The organism is Paraburkholderia sp. BR10882, assembly GCF_040948855.1.
GTDB classification, from domain to species: Bacteria; Pseudomonadota; Gammaproteobacteria; order Burkholderiales; family Burkholderiaceae; genus Paraburkholderia; species Paraburkholderia nodosa_A.
This window is the reverse complement of the sequence record NZ_JBFPKP010000009.1, coordinates 172,955-193,853: the sequence shown is the minus strand read 5'-3', so window position 1 is coordinate 193,853 and position 20,899 is coordinate 172,955. Positions and strand designations below refer to the sequence as shown.

The window sequence follows — 20,899 nt, the reverse complement described above, 5'->3', positions numbered from 1 at the left end:
CGAATGACGCTGAAGACCACACCGACCATGCTGATGGTCCCGGGGTTGCGCGACCACGTGGCGGAGCACTGGCAAACGCTGCTGCAGCAAAAGCTGCCCAACGCGGTCTCGGTGCCGCCGCTCGAGCACGACAAGCTCAGCCGTGCAGCGCGCGTGGCGGCGCTCGACGCGGCGCTCGCGAAGATCGACGGTCCCGTCATTCTCGTGGCGCATAGCGCGGGCGTGATGATCACGGTGCATTGGGCGCAGCAGCACAGCCGCAAGATTCACGGCGCGCTGCTGGCCGCGCCGGCCGACCTCGAAACGCCGCTGCCGCCGGGTTACCCGCCATTCGAAGCACTGGCCGAGCACGGCTGGAACCCGATTCCGCGCAAGCCGCTGCCGTTTCCGAGCATCGTGGGCGCGAGCCGCAACGATCCGCTCGCGCGCTTCGAGCGCGTAGAGGCCATGGCGAAGGACTGGGGCAGCAGCCTCGTCGACCTGGGCGAAGTCGGTCATCTGAATCCCGCAGCGGGTTTCGGCGAATGGCCCATGGCGGAGATGTTGATTCATGAGCTTGTCTGATCAAAAGTGGGCGGCGCAGGCGAGTCGCGACGCGGGCGAGCCGCCCGTGCTGACGATCGAAGCCTTCTTCGACTTCATCTGCCCGTGGTGCCTGATCGGCAAGCGCAATCTGGACGAAGCGCTCGCGCGTTTCGCGAATTCGCGGCCCGACGTGCGTGTGCGTGTGCAGTGGCGCTCACACCAATTGCTGCCGTGGACGCCGCTCGAAGGCATGCCGTATCAGATGTTCTATCGCGACCGCCTGGGCAGCGACGGAGCGGTGGCCGCGAGGCGCGCGCAGGTGCAGCGCGCGGGGCGCGACGCGGGTGTCGAGTTCGCATTCGATCGCATCGAAGTGCTGCCGAACACCGCGGCCGCGCACGACCTCGTCACGTTTGCCGCGAGCCGCGGCACGCGCGAACAGAGCGCGGTGCTGATCGACCGCGTGCTCGAGGCGTACTTCATGGAAGGCCAGAACATCGGCGATTACGCGGTGCTCGAGCGTCTGGGGCTCGAATGCGGCCTCGAGCGTGAGCGCCTGGCGGCTCACATTGCCGCATCGAAGCGCCTCGCGGACCCGACCGGACAGCGCGCGCCGTACGCCGATCCACAGGTGAACGGCGTGCCGTATTTCGTGTTCAACACGGGGTACTCGCTCTCGGGCGTGTACTCGCCGGTCGCGATGGCCGGCACGATGGCGCTGGCGGTCGCGCACTGAGGCGAGTTGAAGAAAGTCGAGGGGAACGGGGATGACACGTGAAGTGCCGGTCGGCACGGCCGACGAACTTGCGCCGGGCGAGCGCAAGCTGGTTTTCGTCGACGGCCGCAGCATCGTTTTGTTCAATATCGAAGGACAGCTGCACGCGATCGACAATTCGTGCCCCCACAGCGGCGCTTCGCTCGCGAGCGGCCCGCTCGAAGGATGCGTGGTGCGCTGCCCCGCGCATGGACTGCGCTTCGACTTGCGCAGCGGCTGTATGCCGGGCGCGGGCGGGCTGAAGGTCACGACATTTCCTGTGCGGACTGCGCAAGGAAAGCTGCTGGTGAGTGTCATGGAAACGCCGGCTCCGAGCCAGGCATAGCCACGGCATCGCACTCAAGAACCGCATACGTACCGAAGTCACTTAGGATAGCAAACCATGCAGGGTCTGATGATGGAGCAGCCGCCTCATGCAGATCGTGGATCGCCGCAAGGACGTCATGTAATCCCCACCAGGCAACAACAAAAGGCGCCGGGACCACCCGGCAGCCACACACACGGAGAGAGGCAATGAAAGTGAAGTTCGGCAGCGTGGCAGCGCTGGTCCTGTTCGCCAGCGCGGCGCATGCGCAATCGTCGGTCACACTTTATGGCGTGGTCGACACCGGTGTGCTGTACCAGAGCACTTCGGCCGCAAACTTTTCGGGGACTGCGAAGAATCTGGGGAGCGTCTGGCAACTCAAGGACGGCGGCATCTTTTCGAGTATCTGGGGTTTGAAGGGGACCGAGGACATCGGCGGCGGCTACAAGATCAACTTCAAGCTGCAAGGGTCGTTCACGTCGAACAACGGCAAGCCGGGCCTGTCCGACACGCCGGGCGTGACGGCGCTGTTCAACCAGATCACGACCATCGGCGGATCGGGTTGGTTCGGTTCGATCGACGCAGGCCGGCAGATCATCCCGATGATCTACGCGATGGCGGACACGGACGTACGCGGCGCGCAGTACTTCGGCAGTATTCTCACCGCGTGGCTGGGCCTCAATCAGGCCGCCGGCTGGCCGGGCACGAGCACGAATGCGCCGATCGGCGCGCTCTATGACAGCAACGCGATCGTCTATAGCTCGCCAAAGTTCTATGGCGCATCGCTCGCGCTGGAATACGCGCCGGGTGGCGTGCCGGGGCAATTCCAGGGCGGCACGCGCGAGTCGGCCGTGCTCAAGTACTCGAACTACGGCCTGAACCTGGCTGGCGTTTACTACAGCGGGCACGACACCAACCCGTACGCGGGCACCTATCCGACGACGCCGGCCGCGCCGGCGACGGGCCGCAACAACAACAATTTCTATTATGTCGGCGCGATGTACACGATCAGCGGATTCTCGATATCCGGCTCGTTCAGTTCGTCCAATTCGTCCAGCCTGTTCACCAAAGCGACCTACAACTTCGAAATGATCTCGGCCGGCCTGGGTTACCAGTTCAGCCCGGTCTTCAAGGTCACTTCGGGCTACTACTATTTGAAGGACCGCAACAACTCGGCGAATCATTCGAGCGAAGTCGCCGTGGGCGCCGAATACAACCTCTCGAAGGCAACCAGGGCCTACGCCCAGGTCGGCTACGTCAGCAACAAGGGGACCATGAACCAGACGATCATCTACGGAGCGCCGGTCGCGCCGGGCCAGTCGACGACGGCGGCGATGGTGGGTATTCGTCACGCGTTCTGATCCTCATAAACTCAAGAAAGAACGGAGCAATTCATGAAGAGAACTACGGTAGCCGGATTGGCGATCGCGACGCTCGTCGCGGCGGCTTCCATGAGTGCGTGGGCGCAGGGTGACGCGAGCGCGGCTGCGGGGGCGCAGGCGGCGTCGACAACGGCTGCTCCTGGCGCGGCAGTTCCCACGGACAGGCAGGCGAATCGTGCCATGCGCCGCAAGGTGTATGCGGCCATCGGGAAGGACAAGTCGATCAACGCGGGCAACATCAGCGTCGGGGCCAGGGGTGGCGCGATTACGCTGAACGGGACCGTTTCGGACACCGCGCAGATCGCCAGGGTCGAGGAGATCGCGAAGGGCGTTCCCGGCGTGGCGTCGGTGACCAACAAGCTGACGGTCAAGAAGTCTTTCGGCGGCATGTAAGCCGCCACAAGAGGCGCGGAGCGCGGCGAGGCCGGGAGTCCCCCTGGTCGCGCCGCGCTTCGCCCAGCAGCACAGAGGTGGAATTCGGCCGGCCTCTTGCTGCTACTCCGGACTGCTAACAACAATCCGGAGCGTCGATCAGACTCGTGTGCAGGCGCGAGTCTGGAGGCGTGAGTTCGACGTTAGAGTCGGAGCGTTTTATCGCCGTTTCGCGGATGCGGAACGGCGATTTTTTTATGCGGCCACCGCCCGCACCACCATCGCGACGCCCGCCGCGATCGCAGCCGCGCCAATCCCGCGCGCGACTCTTGTGCCGCCCGGCATCCACCGCTCCGCTGCGATCGCCGCCGCGACCAGCGCCATCGCAGGCCGATCCATCACGCCTGCCGCAAGCAGCGCCGCCATCAAATTTCCGCAGCAGTACAGGCAATGCCGGCCGAGCCTCGAACCGTGCCGCAGCGCGGCCTGCACGTCGAGCCGCGCATGCCCGCACGACGGCAAGTTCCCGCAGCACGCAAGCCACCGCGCTTTCCACGCAGAGAACTGCAACACGCCCGCCATCACGACGACGACACCGGCCACGGCTGGCGCGGTGTGCGCCAATGCAGGCGCATCGACGACTAGCGCGGTGAGTTGCGCCCCCGCCGCGAACACGAGCACTCCAACCACGAGCCACACAAAGAAGTAACCCACCCCAGCCATCACCGTCATCCCACCCGCACGCGCCGCGCGTGCGTCGCCCAGCGCCTCGAAATATCGCCACAAAGCGGGCGTGACCGCAGGCAACATCATCGCGACCATCATCACATTCCACATGCCGGCAAACGATACGGTGGCGTCGAACCAGGTGCGTCCGCACATGGGCGTCCAGAGCGTGGACATCGTCCAGCCGCCGGGCATCGGCGTGCCGCCCATCGCCTGCATCGAAGCGCACCGGACGAACGTTGCCGCCGCGCTCGCCGCGAAGACCAGCGACGCAACGCCGAAGAAAATCGCGCGCGGTATACCGCCGCAGGGCCGTACCGTCATGCCGACGTTATCCATGATGCGCCTCAGCTCTGTGCGTATTCGTCATGCCGGTGCCACCAGATGCCGGCCTCGTTACGTCCCTTCGGCGCGCGGTCGAGCCACTGGTACATGCCCCACACGCCATCGAGACCGCGCGCATAGGTCGAGTACGTGTGATAGACCACGCCGTCCTCGAGCACGAATGCGCTCAGGCCCGGACGGTCGCGCGTATAGGTCGCCGCGTCGGTGCCGCAACTCGCCGCGAACTCGGCGACGGGCGCGGGCGGCGGATTCATGTCCATGGCGTGGCCGCTGCGCGCATAGTTGTATTCGATGTCGCCCGCGCGCTGCTGCGCCGTGGTGAACGCCACGTTGAAATCGAAGTTGAAGTCGTTGCCGTTCGACGAGGCCCACGGAAAATGCCATCCCATGCGCTTGCGGTAGGCGAGCAGCTTCGCGAGCGGCGCGCGCGACGCCGCCACGAGCCGCACGTCGTGATTCGCGAGATGTACCGCGATGCCGTCGAAACCATCCGCAATCGAGGAACACGACGGACAGCCCGCCGCATAGTCCGGCCCGAACATGAAGTGATAAACGAGCAGTTGCGAGCGCCCCTTGAAGAGATCGGCGAGCGTGGCGCCGCCCTCTTCGGTTTCGAAGCGATACATCTTGTCGACGCGCACCCAGGGCAGCGCCTGGCGTTGCTGCGCCAATGCGTCACCGCGCCGTGTGTGCTCCTTTTCGGCCGCGAGCAGTTCGATGCGCGCCGCGAGCCAGTCTTCGCGTGTTCCTGTGGTATGGGTTGCCATTGCCTGGTCCTCCTATGGGTTGACTACGGTGGCGGCGTGCTGTGGGTACTGCCGCGTCGTTCGATCGATGATTCATTTGATCGCCGTGTTAGATTAGGTCCGGACCGAGAAGGAGGGGGAGTGACAAGTGTGGCGGGATTCCCATGACCATGGATTCGCTGATCACGGCTGCCGCGCGCGCGCTCGCGGCCGGTGATCCGCTCGGCGCGCTGAACCGGGTCGCGTTGCGCGACGACGCGCCCGCGCTCGCGCTGCGCGGCATCGCCATGGCGCAGCTCGGCGACTTCGCGCGCGCCAAAGCGCTGCTGCGCAGCGCGGCGCGCGGCTTCGGCGCTCGCGAGGCCGTCGCTCGCGCGCGCTGCGTCGTCGCCGAGGCCGAAATCGCGCTCGCTTCGCGCGATCTCGGCTGGCCGACCGATACGCTCGCTGCGGCGCGGCAAACGCTCGAAGCCCATGGCGACCGCCTCAATGCCGCGCACGCGCTCTACCTGGAAATTCGCCGTTTGCTGCTGATCGGCCGGCTCGACGAGGCTGGGGGCATGCTTTCCGAAGTCGATCCCGCGCCGTTGCCGCCCGCTTTGCGCGCGGCGCATGAGCTGATCGCCGCCGGCATTGCCATGCGGCGCATTCAAACGCAAGCGGCGCGGCAAGCGCTCTGCGCGGCCGCGCGCGCCGCGCGTGAGGCGGGCATCGCGGCGCTGAGCGCCGAGATCGAGAGCGCAGCGCTGCTGTTGGCCTCACCGGCGGCGCGACTCATCGCGCGCGGTGAAGAGCGGGTGTTGCTGCTGGAAGACGTCGAGGCGCTGCTCGCCTCGAAGGCCCTCGTCGTGGACGCGTGCCGCTACGTCGCGCGCGAGGGGCCAACCGTCATCGAACTCGCAAGACGGCCAGTGCTGTTCGTGCTCGCCCGCGCGCTTGCGCAGGCGTGGCCCGCCGACGTGCCGCGCGATGCGCTCATCGCCCGCGCCTTTCGCACGAAGCACGCCGACGAAACGCACCGCGCCCGCCTGCGCGTGGAAATCGGCCGCTTGCGCACGCTGATGCGCGACGTGGCCGAGATCGGCGCGACCCAGCAGGGCTTCGCGCTGGCGCCGCGCCACGCGAGCGAAGTGGTGGTACTGGCGCGGCCCGTGGAAGAAAAGCACGCCGCCGTGCTGGCTTTTCTCGCCGATGGGCAATCGTGGTCGAGTTCGGCGCTGGCGCTCGCGCTCGGCGCGAGCCAGCGCACCGTGCAGCGCGCGCTCGATTCGCTCGCGGCGGCGGACAAGGTGCAATCGTTCGGCTACGGCCGCGCGCGCCGCTGGACCACGCCGCCCGTCCCCGGATTCGCGACGACCTTGTTACTCCCCGCCCCGCTGCCAGGCGACTAGGATGAACGTCTGTCCCGTCATTCAAGGAGGAAACCATGAAACGAACGACTGCCGAAATCGTCCGCGAGTACGGCCCTTTCCCCGGCATCGAGAAGGTGGGCGGGGTCACGTACGACGGCAAACAGGTGTGGTTCGCCGTCGGCGAGCGCATCGCGTCGCTCGATCCGCAGAGCGGCGAGACGCAGCGCTCGATCGACATCGCGGCGCACGCGGGCACGGCTTTCGACGGGCGGCATCTGTTTCAGATCGCCGAGGATCGCATTCACAAGATCGACCCCGAAACGGGCCGCGTGCTCGCGACGATTCCCGCGCCCGGAGGCGGCGGCGACTCGGGGCTCGCGTGGGCGGACGGCACGCTCTGGGTCGGGGTGTATCGAGAGCGCAAGATCCATCAGGTCGATCCGCAGACGGGCGCGATCCTGCGCACGCTCGAATCGAGCCGCTTCGTCACGGGCGTGACGTGGGTGGACGGTGAACTGTGGCACGGCACCTGGGAAGGCGACGAGAGCGATTTGCGGCGTATCGATCCGGGCACGGGCGAAGTGCTGGAACAGCTCGACATGCCGCCCGGCACCGCCGTTTCGGGGCTGGAGTCCGATGGCGGCGAGCAGTTTTTCTGCGGCGGCGGGAACAGTGGGAAGATTCGCGCGGTGCGGCGTCCGAAGCGCGAGGGCTAGGCGAGCGGGCGCGCGAAACGCTTGAACGCACCCGCTCGCACGCAACGCTCAGAACGTATAGGTCACCTTGCCAAACGCCGTGCGCCCCAGCGTGTTGTACCCGTAGGCGGTCACGTACTGCCGGTTGAACACGTTCGCCAGCGTGGCCGATAGCGCGAGATGCGCATTGACCTTGTACGACGCGCGCAGGCTCACCGTCGTCCACGAGGGAAGGTAGATCGTGTTGAGCTGGTCGTCGAACGTCGAGCCGTTATACAGCAGCGAAACGCCGGTGCTGAGCGCGTGGAGCTGGAACTCGTCCCACGTGTGATCCACGCTCAGGCTCACCGTCTGGCGCGGGCGGCGATTGAGCCAGGTCTGGTCGGTCACGTCCTGCGGATTCAGAATCCCCACCGTGAGGCTCACCGGCGTGTACTGGCCGAGCGTGCCCTTGTACGAGAGGTCGAGACCCTGAATGTGCGCGCGGCCCACGTTCACGGGCAGGAAGGTCTGCGAGTTGTACGTGATGAGATCGTGCACGCGCGTGTCGTACACGGCCGCCGTGAACGTGCCGATGGACGTGGTGGCATCGAGCGCGGCTTCGACCGAGTCGCTGCGCTCGGGCAGCAGGTTGGGATTCGAGTAGCCCGGATAGTAGAGGTCGTTGAACGTCGGCAGGCGGAACGCATTGCCGTACGAAACGCGCGCCGTGTAGACCGGCGTGATGGCCCACGAGAGCGCGACGTTGCCCGTATTCACCGATTGCCCCTGCACGATTTCGTGCCGCCCCGCCAGAAACAGCGTGACGGGTCCGAGCGTGGTCGACTGATGCATCGACACGGCCGAATCGTTGCGCGCGGGCAGGCCGCCCGGCACATCCACCGGCAGGAACGCCAGCTCGCGGGTGTAGTCGTAGGCGAGTTTGGTCTCGCCGTCGAGCGGCATGCCGAAGAGCGTATGGCCTCTTTCCTGATGCGTGATCGACGTGGAGGTGGAAAAGCGCGTCGAGTCGATTTCGTCGGTCGGGATCGTCGGGTCGTTCGAATAGAGGAACTGACGGTCCGTCGCGTAGCCCACCGACTGGTCGAACTGCGTGGTCGGCGTGATGTCGAGGTGGAACGCGAGACCGGTCGTGAGCTGCGTGTCGCGCTGCCGGTCGTTGCCTCCCGCGTTGTCGTAGGAGAGATCGGAGCGGTGGTAGAGCGCGAAGGTCGAGATCGACCAGTTGTCGTGCGCGTAGCCAAGGCGCGCGTCGAGGTTCTGCGCGTGGTATGGATTGCGGCCGTCTTCGTGGCCGTAGGCCCCGGGCTGCGTCGCGTCGATGCCCGCCGTGTTGTAGTCGTGCAGGCCCAGCGAGTAGGTGAGGCCGCTCAGTGCGGAAAGCGGTCCTGTCGATGGGATTGTGCCCGAGGTGCGCACCTGCGTGTCAAAGGTCTTGTTCGAGCCGCCGCCGAACGAGACGGTGGTCTGGTTCGGCTGGTTCGACGCATGGCGCGTGAAGAGCTGCACGACGCCGCCCATGGCGTCCGCGCCGAACGAGGCGGCCGCGGGGCCCGAGATCACCTCGACGCGGTCGAACGAGGCAGTCGCCAGATCGGCCCATTCAGCCGTGCCCGTGGTGACGGAGCCTATGCGTATGCCGTCGATGAACACGGCCACCTGGTCGGCCGACGAGCCGCGAATGCTCACCCCCGTGTACGACCCTGGGCCGCCGGTCTGCGAGACGGTGACACCCGGCAGCGTGGCGAGCGCCTGCGCGATGCTGGGGTCGACGGGGAACACGCGTTCGAGGTCCTGGCGCGTAAGCACCTGGGTGGTTGCGTAGCGCTGATCGAACGATTGTGGCAGATGCTGCGCGTCGCCCACGACGAGGATATTGGGCAGCGTGGTGTCGCCGCCGGCTTGCTGCCGCGCCTGGGCGGACGATGCATTGGCGGCGTCGGCGGCGTCGGCGGCGTCGGCGGCATGCGCGGTTTGCCACGCCCAGGCGAGCGCGGCGGAAGTCAATACGAATTGGCGAAACTTCATGATGCGATGGCTGGAAACAGCTCCTGAAATACGGGCTGTCCGTGCAACGGGCGATCGCCACGCGGGCGGTGCTTGCGCATCGGGGATCCCCGCCCGCTGCGGCTGCTGGACTCGGTTGATGGCAGGTCTCCTGGCTCGCGGGTCGACATCCGCAGCCGGCCTTCCCGGTTTCCCAGTGGCCTTCTCTGGCATGGACTCGCCGCTTACAGTTGCGGGGGCAGCCGCAGTCTTGCACTGCGTTCCCTTTTGATCCCGTCGCCGGGAACCATCAGGGCGCAAGGGTAAGGGCCGCGCATTCGGTGCGTCAACCTTTGACGAGCGTCGTGTGGCAAAAACACCCGGTTTGGCTGCTCCCGCAACTTACGCTATCCTTGCGGCTGTTTTTCGCGCGTAGGCGCTGCACAAGCGAAACGCAGCAGGGAAGCCAGTGAGAATCCGGCGCGGTCGCGCCACTGTGACCGGCTGTCAATCGAGCCAGAAATCAGACCTCGCTACGTCCTCGCCGCATCGAGCGGGGGCGGACGGCGCTCGTCCACACAATCCCACCTACACAAACAAGATGACTCATGAACAAGAACATTCTCGCCGTCCTGGGTGGGACGGCATTGGCATTCACCGGCGCTGGCGCCTCGGCGCAGCAGGTCACGTTGTACGGTGAGATGGACGCGAGCGTCGACTATGTCAGCGACGTTGGCGGCCGCACCCAATATCGTGCAGGCTCGGGTCTTGTCGACGGCAGCTTCTGGGGCCTGCAGGGCACTGAGGACCTCGGCGGCGGCAACGCCGCGATCTTTCGCCTCGAGCGCGGCTTCTCGGCCACCTCTGGCGAAGCCTTCAACGACCATCCGTTCTACGTTGGTCTGCAATCCGAACGACTCGGCACGATCACGCTAGGCCGCCAGTACGACACGATGCACGACTACTTCGCCCCGTTCACGCTAACGGGCGGCGCGGGCGGCACGGCATTCGCGCATCCGTTCGACAACGACAACGCCAACAATTCGTGGCTCGCCTCGAACGCCGTGAAGTACGCGAGCGCAACGTACGGTGGTTTCAGCGCCGGCGCGATGTACGCGTTTTCGAACGAGGCGGGGCGCTTCGCGCAAAATCGCGCTTACGGCTTCGGCGTCCATTACGAAGGCGGCCCGTTCAGCGCAGGCGTGGCGTGGATGCACATCAACGGCCGCGGCGCCTCTTCGGTGGGTGCGTACGAGACGTCGGTGCTGCCGGGTGCGGGCCTCGTGCCGACCGAGGTCGCGGTGCAGCGCGAAGACATCATCGGCGCGGGCATGAGCTACGCGCTGGGCGACGTCACGCTTGGCGCGGCCTGGTCGCGTTCCATTCATACCGGTGTCAGCGAGGCCGACGGCGGCGCGCCCTTGCCTTCGATCGCATTCAGCAATTACGAAGTGAATGCGCTATCGCAGGTGACGCCCGCGTTCTCGCTCGCGGGCATGTATGCCTACACGGGCACGACCTCCGCGCATTGGCATCAAGGCGCGCTGCAGGCCGGCTATCAACTGTCCAAACGCACGGACGTTTATACCGAGGCGATCTATCAGCGCGCGTCGTCCGGTGCGCTTGCGATGATCAACACCTGCGACCCGTCGGGCGGCCGCAACCAGGTGCTCGTGGCCGCGGGCATCCGGCATCGCTTCTGATGCGTAAAAAAGGCCCCGAACCGTTGCGATTCGGGGCCTTTATACTGCGTGGCTACGTCACGAAGCCGAGAGCTTCACCGAAACGCCGGTCGAAGAATAAACGGGCGTGGCCTTGAAGCCATCGACAGTGACGGTCGCGAATTTCACCGATGCGCCGTTGCCGTCGATCACGTCGATCGTGTCGCCCACTTTCGGCGTATAGCCGTTCACGAACTTCACATGCAGCGTGCCGCCCGCCACCGTGAGCTGGCCGCCCACACGCAGGCGTCCGCCGCCGTTGCCGTCGATATCGAGTTCGAGCGTCGTGCCGTCGAGCTGCGTGTACTTGCCCGCCACCGTCAACGGTGCGCTCGTCGCCACGGTCACGCCGCCGCCGGACCCGACGTACACGTCGCCGTTGCCGAAGGCCGTGGTCGACGCTGCAGCGAGCATGCCGCCGCTCACCTGTGAGCCGCCCGTGTAGCTGTTATTGCCCGCAAGCGTGAGCGTGCCGCTGCCCTGCAGCGTGAGCTTGCCCGAGCCGGCGATGTCGTTGCGCCAGGTGTCGGCGGCGTTGAAGCCGCCCTGGGTCGCGTCCATCGCCACGATCACATTGCCGTTGAACGCACCATAACCATCTGCAGCACTAAACATGTTCAGACGGCCCCAGCCCTCGGCGTCGTCCATGACCGGATAGCCCGAGACGACTTCGGTCGTCTTCAGCACGATGCGGCGCTGGTCGGCGCTCAGGTACGGGAAGCGCGTTTCGAGCAGTACCTCGGCGCCCTTGGGCACGACGGGCGGCGCTTCGGTGGATTCGATCTGGCTGAAACCGAACGTCATGCGGCGCGCGAACTCCGACTTGTTGGTCGCATAGTCGGCAAAGCGGTCGGTCGCGGTCGTGGACGAATGCGCGAAGGCGGGGAAGGTCGTGGCGCTCGTGCCGGTGGCCTGTTCGAGCGCGCTGTGCGCCTGCGCATAGGCCGCGCTCTTGAGCGTGGCGTTCGCGGGATCGTAGAGATTCGCGGCAGTGGCGGCCAGCGCGAACATGCGGCCGCCGATCACGTCGAGCGGCGAATGCATGCCCGCGAGAATGCGGTTTTCGCCGAGCTCGAGGCCGCGGCTCGCCATTTCCTGGTAACGCTCGGGCACGAGGTATGCCATGGTCATCGCGTCGCGCATGGCTTCGGCTTCGTGGCCGCTGATGAAGCCGCCGTCTGTGGACGGCGTCGTGCTGATGGCCGGCACGAGCGTGGGGTCGACCACGACGCTCGTGCTCCAGCGGAACGGCCGCGCGTATTTGTAGAAGCGCTTGGCGGGCTCGGTGGAAGCATTGTTGCCCATCGTGTTGAGCAGGTCGACCACCTTGCCGAAGGTTGCGTTGCTCGTGCTGCCCACGCCCGTGTTGTTGCCCGAGTCGCTGTAGAGCGTCGTGGTCGCGTCCGCGGGAATCGACGTGATGCTCGTCGTCTGCTGCGCAGCCGAGTGCCAGGCGGCGGTGAGCGGCCCCATGCCGTCGGTCACGCTGTAGCCCTTGCCGCGGCGATCGTCGTAGTAGGCCGCGTCGGCCTGCGCCTGGCTGCGCTGGGTCGTCGCAGTCACGACGTACTGGATGTTCGCGTTCAGCACGGTGCTGTTGAGGATCGTGCCGTTGGGCGTGCCGTCGGTGGGGACGCCCGTCCACGTCGACTGCACGACCGCGGGGAATGTGCCGTTGGCGGGCGCGGAGACGCCCGCGTCCACCAGCTGCGTGAGCGGCTGCCAGAGATCGAGAAAGCGCGCCACCACGCGCACGCCCGCATTCGTCGCGAGCGTGGCGTAACGCGCGTCGCCGCGCTGGTTGGTCGCGATGTTGTCGACAAAAGCCGGTACGTCGGGAATCGGTGCGTTGTCCACGAAGCCGGGGTCGGCTGGCGGCGCGGGAATCGCGGCGGTGGTGGCGGGATCGCTATTGCCGCCTCCACAGGCGGTCAGCGCGGCAACGCTGGTAAGCACTGCCAGGTAGACCGGCAGTGCAATTCGGTGGCGTGATGCGGGCATGCTGAGGGCTCCGTCGTCGTGATTGATGCTGTGTGGTTATTTCTACTGACGGCGGCGAATTATGCTTACCCTCGATTACTCCCTAATTACCAATTTATTACGCAGATGTTAAACGGCAATGGAAATGAAGTGCGTAGAAGTATTTCGCGGCGTCCATTTACGGCTGCGCCTCGAGATAACCGACCCGCACGGGCGGCACGAACCACGCGAGACACAGGCCGGCCAGTGCGGCTACGGCAGCGACGATGAGGCCCATGTGGATCGAATCCACGAGCGCGCTGCGCGCGGAATTCATCATCGCGTCGCCGGCATGCCCGGCGCTCACGAGGCGGCTGATCAGCGCGGCCTGGTCGGCGCGGTCTACGAGCAATTCGGGACTCGCAAACGACCTGAACCATTGCGTCGCCTGATACGAGTCGAGTGAGCGATTCACGCCCATGGTGTAGACGTGGCCGAGCAACGCGCCCGTCATCGCCGTGCCCAGCATGCCGCCGAATGTGCGCAGCGATTGCAGCATCGCCGTGGCGGCGCCGAGATGGTCGCGCGAGACGATCTGCTGCGAGCAGACCGTGAGGCTCGTGCCCACGAGGCCCAGCCCCAGGCCGCTCGCGCCCATGCACGCCATCCACACGAGATGCGGCTCGTTGCCTCGCAGCACCACCACCGCGAGGCTCGCGAAGGCCGCCAACGCGAAGCCGACGTAAAGGATCGCATTGGCGCGCCGGATGCGCGTGACCACGCGATTGTTCACGAAACTGCCGACCGTTGTGCCGAGCAGCAGCGGCGTGATCAGCATGCCCGAAGCGCGCGGCGACATCGCATAGCCGCCCTGGAACAGCAGCGGCACGTAGAAAACGAGCGAGAACAATGCAAATCCGCCGAGCACCGACATTGCAAAGAGCGGGCCGAGTTTGCGGTCGAGCAGCATGTCAACGGGGATGATCGGATAGCCCATGCGCTTTTCCCAGAAGAAAAGCGTCAGCGAACAGACCACCACGATCGCGGCCAGCACGATCGTCGAAGTCGTCCAGCCTTGCCTCGGCAGAAGCTCGATGCCGAGCTGCAGCGCGCCGAACGTGACGGCGACGACGCAAGCGCCGAGCCAGTCGAGACGCAGCCGCGCGCCTTCGCGGGCATGGTGCAGATGCGGCAGGAAAGCATTCACGAAGAAGAGCGCCGCCACGCCCACCGGCACGTTGACGAAGAACACGAGGCGCCAGCTGCCGTGCTGGGTCAGCATGCCCCCGAGCGTAGGCCCCACCACGTTCGCCAGGCCAAACGCGGAGGAGACGAATACCAGCCAGCGCAGGCGTAGCCGCGGATCGGGAAACAGGTCGGCGACGGTCGCGAATACCGTCCCCATCATGATGCCGCCGCCGATGCCCTGCAGGCCGCGCGCGAGCACGAGAAACAGCATGTTGGTCGCGATCCCGCAGAGCACCGAGGCGAGGGTAAAGAGAAGGATGGCTGCCAGCATGAAGGGCTTGCGGCCGAACAGATCGCCCAGACGCCCGAAGATCGGAATCGTGATGACCGACGCCAGCATGTAGGCCGTCGCGACCCATGCATAGAGTTCGAAGCCTTTGAGCTCCGCGACGATGCGCGGCAATGCGGTGCCGACGATGGTCTGGTCGAGCGCGATCAGCATCGAAACCGAAGCGACGCCGAGCATCGCCAATACCGACTCGCGAAACGGCAACAGTTGCCGTCCTTGATCGTGAAGCCCAATGCTCGTGGCCATGTAACGCTCCTTACTGCTGCGACGCGGCTAACCTGCTATGCGGCGCCCGGCAAAAAATGAATGGGTCGGGCCCGCGCGTGCGACCTTCGTGCGTTGTGCAATGATGGTACGCCCGCATACGCGAATGTCACGGGACGAACACGTCATCGACGAAGTTATTCCACACGACCCGCGCGAGACAGGGGAGATGCGAAGCGTTTGCCAACGTTTCGCGGCTCGTCGCTCTGCAAATCGATTTCGCCCGGCATGGAGTAAATCGGCGAGTCCGTTGTTTGCCTTCATGTCGAATGAGATTCGACCAAAACGGAGGGGACGTCATGAACGCTGCAATTCGACTCGTTTTGCGGGCAACGGCAAGCGTTGCGGCCACGCTTTCCCTGGCCGCTCTATGCGCCGCGTCGGCGAGTGACGCGGGATCGTCTCGCAGCGATGACGAAGCCTCGTTTCTCTCAGAGAACGATGCGGCCATGACGAAGATGATGGCCGGGATGGCGGCCAGGCCGACAGGCGATACCGATCGAGATTTCGTCGCAACAATGATTCCCCATCACCAGGGTGCCATCGACATGGCCATGGCGGAATTGCGGCACGGACACAACGAACAGCTACGCAGGATCGCCCAGGAGATCGTGGTCGAGCAACAGCAGGAGATCGTTGCCATGCGTCTCGCGGTGCATGACCCGAACACGCCGCCGGCGCCGATGTCCCACTGACCCGCTCGCATCAAGACGCAGGAGACAACGTCATGAAATACAACGCCATGCTTGGTGCGGCCCTGACTGCCGCTGCGCTCGCCGCCACGACACTCGCCGAGGCGGGGCAGGTCCCCGGCTCGCTAGCGGCGGCCGATATTGCGGTGAGCCATCGGGACCGGGTGTATTCGTCTGATCAGTTTTCGAATACCGTGTCGATCATCGATCCGGCGGCCAATCGTCTGGTCGGTGTCATCCGCCTCGGGGAGCCGACCCCGGCCAATTTCAGCCCGCTCTATCACGGTCAGTTGCTCGTGCATGGGATGGGCTTTTCGCCCGATCACCGCACACTGGCCATTGTGTCGATCGGCTCGAACTCGGTGACCTTTATCGATACCCAAACCAATGCGGTCAAGCACGTGACCTATGTGGGCCGCTCCCCGCACGAGGCGTTTTTCACGCCCGACGGCAACGAAGTGTGGGTGAGCGTGCGCGGCGAGAACTATGTCGATGTGCTCGACGGCAAGACCTTCGAAGAGAAGACGCGCATTGTCGTGCCGGCCGGGCCGGGCATGCAGATCTTCTCGCCCGATGGAAAGTACGGGTATATCTGTTCGTCCTTCAATCCGGAAACCGACGTCGTTTCGGTCGCCGATCACAAGATCGTGGCCCGCGTCACGCAGGCGAGCCCGTTCTGCCCGAACATCGCAGCGACGCCGGATGGCCGGCAGGTCTGGTTCACGTTGAAGGATGTGGGCAAGACGCAGGTATTCGACGCCCGGCCGCCGTTTGCGCTGCTGAAAACGCTCGACACGGGGCCGATCACCAATCACGTGAACATCGTGCAGAACGCCCACGGGATGTTTGCGTACGTGACGGTGGGCGGCCTGAACCAGATCAAGGTGTTCCGCACCGACGACTTTTCGCAGGTAGCGACGATTGCGGTCGGCAGCCTGCCGCACGGCATCTGGCCGTCCGGCGACGGCACGCGTGTCTACGTGGGCCTCGAAAACGGCGATGCGATGACGGCAATCGACACGCTGACCAACAAGGTCATCGCTACGGTTGCGGTCGGCCAGGCGCCGCAAGCCGTGGCGTATGTACCCGAAGCCGTGCCGGATGGCGACGGCACGGCCAACACGCAGCCGCTCGGCGCGGCGGGGGAGGCCACGCATGTCATGCTGATCCCGGTGGGTGGCGCCGCAGCCGACCATGGCGCTGCGCCGACTTCGGTAGCGTTGTTCGACCAGGGAGTGCTGCAGGTGCTGCAGGCGGCGGTGACGGGATTGCAGGCGGGCCAGCCGTATTTCCTCGGACTTTCGGACCACGCCGACGGCAGTGGCAAAATCGACGTCCTCGCAAGCTTCAAGGCCAACCCGGCCGGCTCCGCAATCGTCAACACGCTGGGCCAGATTCGACAAGTCGTCGCGCCTGGCACGCCCGGCGTGTCCGACCGCCGACGATATCTCGTGATCGCGCCGAGCGTGGGCGGTGCGCCCGGACCCGTAGTGCAGGTGCAAGCCTTGTGAGGATCCCGGGCATCGTCCCGGTCATTTCGAATTCCTTAGTAAAAACTTGCGGCTCGGGGGCGACATTGTTTGTTTGCCCACGTACGCAGGCGCCTGGCGCTTGACGCCTGCCTCTGCGGGAAGCTAACTGACGGTGATCGGCACCCGAAAGCGAGGTGAAGAAATGAGCGCTTCCCGCAATCTGGCTAACAGCCAGCTTACCGTCCTGTTCCTGATCCTTCTGGTGCATGGCACGGCCCACGCCGCCGACGATCGTGCGGTGTCGGCCGCCGCCTCACCCGGCTTCGAGCCGAGCGAGCTTTCGACAGACTGCATCGACCGCGAATATCGCGGGAAAAATGCCAAACTGGGTCTCGACTACACCGACCTGATCAACAACTGCGGTGCATCGGTCATCATCACGTGGCAGTCGTTCGACAACGGCGCGCCGCAAACGGAAGGCGGCGGGGGAATGGGGCAATCGGCATGCATACCGCCGGGCGGTACCATCACCACCGCATCGCGCGAGCGGCTCGGCACGGCGAGTGAGAACCTGCCTGTTAGCGTCGTGACCTGCCAGTGACGGCGGCGCAGCCGGTTCAGTCGGAAATGGCTCTCACCCTCCGCGAGGCAACATCTATTCGCTGGCACTTCCTTTCTTCCAGCCACTGCAACGACTTCTCGACGACGTCGGCAGGCACCTCGTCGAATGTGGTGTTGCGGATCAAGGTTTCGCTCGCGGCAATGTCGTTGAATTCCCCCAGCGTCTTTTGCACGGAGGTCAGTTCCTTGATGGTGCGATCGTGGTCGCCTTTGATGACGGGTTGAAAAAACTCGAGCAGATAGCGCAGCTTTTTGCCGGCCTTGCGCACGTCATGCAGACTTTCCTCGTGGCCAGCCTCGCTTCGCGCGGCGCGTCTGCTGCGTTTTCGAAGCGTGCGCTGCGCCATACGGACCCGTTGCCTGGCAAACGCGCGGATTGGAAGATCACTGCAACGCGACTGCAGCGTGGTTTGCGCGCGAAGCACCGCGTCGTTCAGAAATGCTTCGACGGCTTCGCTCTTGATCATGGCCTGGCTATGCGCCACCGCTTGCGCGCGTTTCTCGCGCGCGGCGGTCACCAGCAGTTCGATGGATGCGTCTGACTTCTGCGCGGTTTCCAGGAGGTCGCCGGCGATGTCCCAGTCGCGCGTTCCGCCCGCTACGGCGGCCAGACGCTTGAATTCTTCGCTGGCCTGCGCGGTGGCTTCCTCGCCGAGCCAGGGCGAGTACGCCCAATACAATGCACGAAGCTTTCTGAAGGCCACCCGAAGCTGATGAAATGCTTCGGGGTCGACGCCTGTCGACAGGGCTTTCGTCCTTTGCACCGCTTCGGTGACCACTGGCATGGCCAATGATGAGAAGGTGCTGGCGATGGAGGCCTTGCTGGTGAGTGACGCATCGGAGCGTCGCCGATCGATTCTGAAGCGAGTGCGCGGCCGTGGTAAAGGCCAGTCACCGTCCATATCCATTCGTGCCTCGAGTCTGACGAAAACAGGTTGCCCCAAACCATACCATACGGCCGGTTGGCAACCTGATCTTCGTGACGATTTGATGAAGTGTGCAAATTCTGGCAAGTTGACAGCCTTTGCGTCGCCAGCAGGTTGACCTTCTGATTTTCTGTATTACGATGCTTACCTACGTCAGGCGTTGCTGTGCGGATGCATCGAGAAGCGCCTCCCGGGAACGAAGTGGGAGTTCGAGTTGAAGAAACGGGCCACCGTGATCTGCCGTAGAGGTAAGCGAATTCTCCTGGTAGCACGCAGTCAGTCGAAGTGGGCACTACCGGGTGGCATGTTGAAGCGCGGTGAGCATCTAACGCAGGCCGCGCTTCGAGAACTCAAGGAGGAGACGCGGCTCCTGGGCAAGTCGGCCAGGTACCTGTTCGACATTCGCGGCAAGCAGAAACACCATCACGTGTTCTCCTGTGAAATACCCAGGCAGGCCAAGGCACGGCCGAGCAGCGAGATAGCCAGGTGTCGATGGGTCCACCTCGACGACATCCCGCGCCTGCTCACCAGCGGCCCGACGAACGATATCGTGCGGCTGATCAACCAGCGGCGCAGGAAGTAACACCACGGCCCTCGTGGTGACGGATTGAACGCCCACGGCGTTCAATCCCGATGCATCTGCCTTCCTCAGGCAGCTATCCCAAGCCCAACATCTTCAACGCTTCGCGCCCATCACGCGTTTTCGTCGCCTTTGGCCGGACGCCCCGTCTTGACGGTTTCAAGTGCTTCGATCGCAGCCAGCAGTCGCTTCTGCGGCGCCGCTTCGAGCAATTGAAGGCCGGCGCGCAATAGTTCGCTCTTTCTCACCGCAACGCCGGCCTCCAGGCACTTGCGTTTGAGGAGCGCGATGCGCTGGTAGTCCGTCTTGGGCATCGTGAAGCTGTCGCGCACGACCTTATCTTTCTTCACGCGCTTGGCCTTGACCTTCTCCGCGGGTGCGGCTGCAGGTGCAGGTGCAGGCGCCGGTGCCTGTGCGGCGCCGTTAGCGGGCTTCGCAGGCGCTTTGGGCGCGGCCTTCTTGCGCCTGGACTTAATCGCCGCTTCCGCTGGCGCTGGCGCAGCGGGCTTTGCCGTTTCGCTTTGCGCATCCGCAGTTGCCTCGGTTGCCGCGGACTTCGGGAAGTGGAACGCCTTCCTGGTGGGTTTGCGTGTGGTCGCTACAGTCATGTCGATCTCCGGTCTGAAAACGGTATAAACAGTATATCCGGTTTATTGCGACATTCCATATGTGCCACGATCCACCTTCGAACCTGTTCAGTGAGTCCTTGCTAACACGTCTTCTGAATGGTGACGCCGGCATCCATAAGCTCTCTTTTGCGATCGATTCCAGCGTCACCCAATCGTCACATTGCGAACGTAACGTCCAGCGCATCAATAACGATTTTAAGGAGTACGGGATGAGAGTCAGTCTCTTTGCGATTGTCATTCTCGCGCTGGGCTCGGGCATCGCCCAGGCTGCGGATATCACGGGCGCCGGCAGCACCTTCGCTGCGCCGATCTACACGAAATGGGCGGACGCCTATCAGAAGTCGGGCGGCGGCAAGGTGAATTACCAGGGCATTGGCTCGTCGGGCGGCATCAAGCAGATTCAGGCCAAGACTGTCGACTTCGCGGGCTCGGACGCTCCGCTGAAGGATGACCAGTTGGCGAAGGACGGCCTGTTCCAGTTCCCGACGGTGGTCGGGGGCGTCGTGCCGGCGATCAATGTGCCGGGCGTAAAGCCGGGCGAGATCACCCTGTCGGGCCCGGTACTCGGCGACATCTACCTCGGCAAGATCAAGAAGTGGAACGACCCGGCCATCGTTGCCCTGAACCCGAAGGTCAAGCTGCCTGATCTCGACATCGCCGTGGTGCGCCGCGCCGACGGTTCGGGCACCAGCTTCATCTGGACGAACTACCTCTCGAAGGTCAGCCCCGACTGGAAGAGCAAGGTCGGCGAAGGCACGACCGTGAACTGGCCGACGGGTACGGGCGGTAAGGGCAACGACGGGGTGGCCGCTTTCGTGCAGCGTCTGCCGGGCGCGATCGGCTACGTCGAATGGGCGTACGCCAAGCAGAACCACATGGTCTACGCCGCGATGAAGAACGAAGCGGGCACGGTCGTTCAGCCGAGTACCGAAACGTTCAAGGCAGCGGCCGCTGGCGCGGACTGGAAGAAGTCGTTCTACCAGATCCTCACGAACGAGCCGGGCAAGGACGCATGGCCGGTGGTCGGCGCGACCTTCGTGCTGCTGCACACTGCACAGGACAAGCCGGAGCAGGGCAAGGAAACGCTCAAGTTCTTCGACTGGGCTTTCAAGAACGGCTCGTCCGCCGCCGATAGCCTCGACTACATCTCGCTGCCCGAGTCGGTCGTCAGCGAAATCAAGTCGCAGTGGAAGGAGAAGGTCAAGGACGCGAGCGGCAAGCCGATCGTACCTTGATCGGAAACGCAATCCAGGTGCGCGCATGCATTGCGCGCGCTTGCCTCTCCTGCCA

At 64.7% G+C, this 20,899-nt stretch carries 20 protein-coding genes and 2 riboswitches; of the genes, 13 read left to right on the top strand and 7 right to left on the bottom strand.

The window, feature by feature from the left end; genetic code table 11:
- The first annotated feature begins 3 nt into the window (after positions 1–3).
- From AB3X99_RS23400 to AB3X99_RS23380, 5 genes are all read left to right on the top strand, one after another.
- Entirely contained in the window at positions 4–564 is a 561-nt protein-coding gene (locus tag AB3X99_RS23400; protein ID WP_368618291.1) for an RBBP9/YdeN family alpha/beta hydrolase, read from the top strand.
- A complete protein-coding gene (locus tag AB3X99_RS23395; RefSeq protein WP_368618290.1) occupies positions 551–1,261 on the top strand; it encodes a DsbA family oxidoreductase in 711 nt (236 codons plus the stop codon). Before AB3X99_RS23400 ends, AB3X99_RS23395 begins: the two co-directional genes overlap by 14 nt.
- A 31-nt stretch (positions 1,262–1,292) precedes the next feature.
- Complete coding sequence (locus AB3X99_RS23390; protein WP_368618289.1) at positions 1,293–1,625, top strand: Rieske (2Fe-2S) protein; 333 nt, start codon at positions 1,293–1,295, stop codon at positions 1,623–1,625.
- A gap of 188 nt (positions 1,626–1,813) precedes the next feature.
- Complete coding sequence (locus AB3X99_RS23385; protein WP_368618288.1) at positions 1,814–2,965, top strand: porin; 1,152 nt, start codon at positions 1,814–1,816, stop codon at positions 2,963–2,965.
- Between the two features lie 33 nt (positions 2,966–2,998).
- Positions 2,999–3,379, top strand: a complete 381-nt coding sequence (locus AB3X99_RS23380) for a BON domain-containing protein (RefSeq protein WP_069263139.1) — start codon at positions 2,999–3,001, stop codon at positions 3,377–3,379.
- A 234-nt stretch (positions 3,380–3,613) separates the two neighbouring features.
- Here the strand turns inward: AB3X99_RS23380 and AB3X99_RS23375 are convergent, their stop codons facing one another.
- Together AB3X99_RS23375 and AB3X99_RS23370 are read right to left on the bottom strand one after the other, a co-directional pair.
- Positions 3,614–4,423 (bottom strand): DUF2182 domain-containing protein, encoded by an 810-nt coding sequence (locus tag AB3X99_RS23375; RefSeq protein ID WP_368618287.1) that lies wholly within the window; start codon positions 4,421–4,423, stop codon positions 3,614–3,616.
- An 8-nt stretch (positions 4,424–4,431) separates the two neighbouring features.
- Positions 4,432–5,196 carry a DUF899 domain-containing protein gene (locus tag AB3X99_RS23370; protein ID WP_368618286.1) on the bottom strand — a complete coding sequence of 255 codons (765 nt, stop codon included), beginning with the start codon at positions 5,194–5,196 and terminating at the stop codon, positions 4,432–4,434.
- 149 nt (positions 5,197–5,345) lie between these two features.
- Between AB3X99_RS23370 and AB3X99_RS23365 the strand changes: the two genes are divergently transcribed.
- Together AB3X99_RS23365 and AB3X99_RS23360 are read left to right on the top strand one after the other, a co-directional pair.
- Positions 5,346–6,566, top strand: a complete 1,221-nt coding sequence (locus AB3X99_RS23365; protein WP_368618362.1) for a helix-turn-helix domain-containing protein — start codon at positions 5,346–5,348, stop codon at positions 6,564–6,566.
- A 35-nt stretch (positions 6,567–6,601) separates the two neighbouring features.
- A complete protein-coding gene (locus AB3X99_RS23360) occupies positions 6,602–7,243 on the top strand; it encodes a glutamine cyclotransferase (RefSeq protein WP_368618285.1) in 642 nt (213 codons plus the stop codon).
- 48 nt (positions 7,244–7,291) lie between these two features.
- Here the strand turns inward: AB3X99_RS23360 and AB3X99_RS23355 are convergent, their stop codons facing one another.
- Positions 7,292–9,250 carry a TonB-dependent receptor gene (locus AB3X99_RS23355; RefSeq protein ID WP_368618284.1) on the bottom strand — a complete coding sequence of 653 codons (1,959 nt, stop codon included), beginning with the start codon at positions 9,248–9,250 and terminating at the stop codon, positions 7,292–7,294.
- Positions 9,251–9,352: 102 nt separating this feature from the next.
- A riboswitch (cobalamin riboswitch) is annotated at positions 9,353–9,535 on the bottom strand.
- Between the two features lie 90 nt (positions 9,536–9,625).
- A riboswitch (cobalamin riboswitch) is annotated at positions 9,626–9,760 on the top strand.
- A gap of 56 nt (positions 9,761–9,816) precedes the next feature.
- Between AB3X99_RS23355 and AB3X99_RS23350 the strand changes: the two genes are divergently transcribed.
- Positions 9,817–10,911 (top strand): porin, encoded by a 1,095-nt coding sequence (locus AB3X99_RS23350; RefSeq protein WP_368618283.1) that lies wholly within the window; start codon positions 9,817–9,819, stop codon positions 10,909–10,911.
- A 57-nt stretch (positions 10,912–10,968) separates the two neighbouring features.
- Here the strand turns inward: AB3X99_RS23350 and AB3X99_RS23345 are convergent, their stop codons facing one another.
- Positions 10,969–12,930, bottom strand: coding sequence for a phosphatase PAP2 family protein (locus AB3X99_RS23345; protein WP_368618282.1), 1,962 nt, complete (start codon positions 12,928–12,930; stop codon positions 10,969–10,971).
- 157 nt (positions 12,931–13,087) lie between these two features.
- Positions 13,088–14,671, bottom strand: coding sequence for an MFS transporter (locus tag AB3X99_RS23340; protein ID WP_069263146.1), 1,584 nt, complete (start codon positions 14,669–14,671; stop codon positions 13,088–13,090).
- A 317-nt stretch (positions 14,672–14,988) separates the two neighbouring features.
- Between AB3X99_RS23340 and AB3X99_RS23335 the strand changes: the two genes are divergently transcribed.
- The 3 genes from AB3X99_RS23335 (at position 14,989) to AB3X99_RS23325 (ending at position 17,454) form a co-directional block, all read left to right on the top strand.
- On the top strand, positions 14,989–15,384 hold the full coding sequence (locus AB3X99_RS23335; RefSeq protein ID WP_368618281.1) for a DUF305 domain-containing protein: 396 nt from the start codon (positions 14,989–14,991) through the stop codon (positions 15,382–15,384).
- Positions 15,385–15,416: 32 nt separating this feature from the next.
- Entirely contained in the window at positions 15,417–16,892 is a 1,476-nt protein-coding gene (locus AB3X99_RS23330) for a YncE family protein (RefSeq protein ID WP_368618280.1), read from the top strand.
- 133 nt (positions 16,893–17,025) lie between these two features.
- On the top strand, positions 17,026–17,454 hold the full coding sequence (locus tag AB3X99_RS23325; RefSeq protein WP_368618279.1) for a hypothetical protein: 429 nt from the start codon (positions 17,026–17,028) through the stop codon (positions 17,452–17,454).
- A gap of 16 nt (positions 17,455–17,470) precedes the next feature.
- On the opposite strand, the gene AB3X99_RS23320 is transcribed toward AB3X99_RS23325, so the two are convergent.
- On the bottom strand, positions 17,471–18,382 hold the full coding sequence (locus tag AB3X99_RS23320) for a CHAD domain-containing protein (protein ID WP_368618278.1): 912 nt from the start codon (positions 18,380–18,382) through the stop codon (positions 17,471–17,473).
- Between the two features lie 232 nt (positions 18,383–18,614).
- Here AB3X99_RS23320 and AB3X99_RS23315 point away from each other — a divergent pair, with 232 nt between their 5' ends.
- Entirely contained in the window at positions 18,615–18,983 is a 369-nt protein-coding gene (locus AB3X99_RS23315; RefSeq protein WP_069263547.1) for an NUDIX hydrolase, read from the top strand.
- A 110-nt stretch (positions 18,984–19,093) separates the two neighbouring features.
- On the opposite strand, the gene AB3X99_RS23310 is transcribed toward AB3X99_RS23315, so the two are convergent.
- The gene (locus tag AB3X99_RS23310; RefSeq protein WP_368618277.1) at positions 19,094–19,588 is read right to left on the bottom strand and encodes a hypothetical protein; all 495 of its coding nucleotides are present in this window, start codon (positions 19,586–19,588) and stop codon (positions 19,094–19,096) included.
- Between the two features lie 230 nt (positions 19,589–19,818).
- Between AB3X99_RS23310 and pstS the strand changes: the two genes are divergently transcribed.
- Positions 19,819–20,844: a phosphate ABC transporter substrate-binding protein PstS gene (gene pstS / locus AB3X99_RS23305; RefSeq protein ID WP_368618276.1), complete on the top strand. Its 1,026-nt coding sequence runs from the start codon at positions 19,819–19,821 to the stop codon at positions 20,842–20,844.
- The last annotated feature ends 55 nt before the right edge of the window (positions 20,845–20,899 follow it).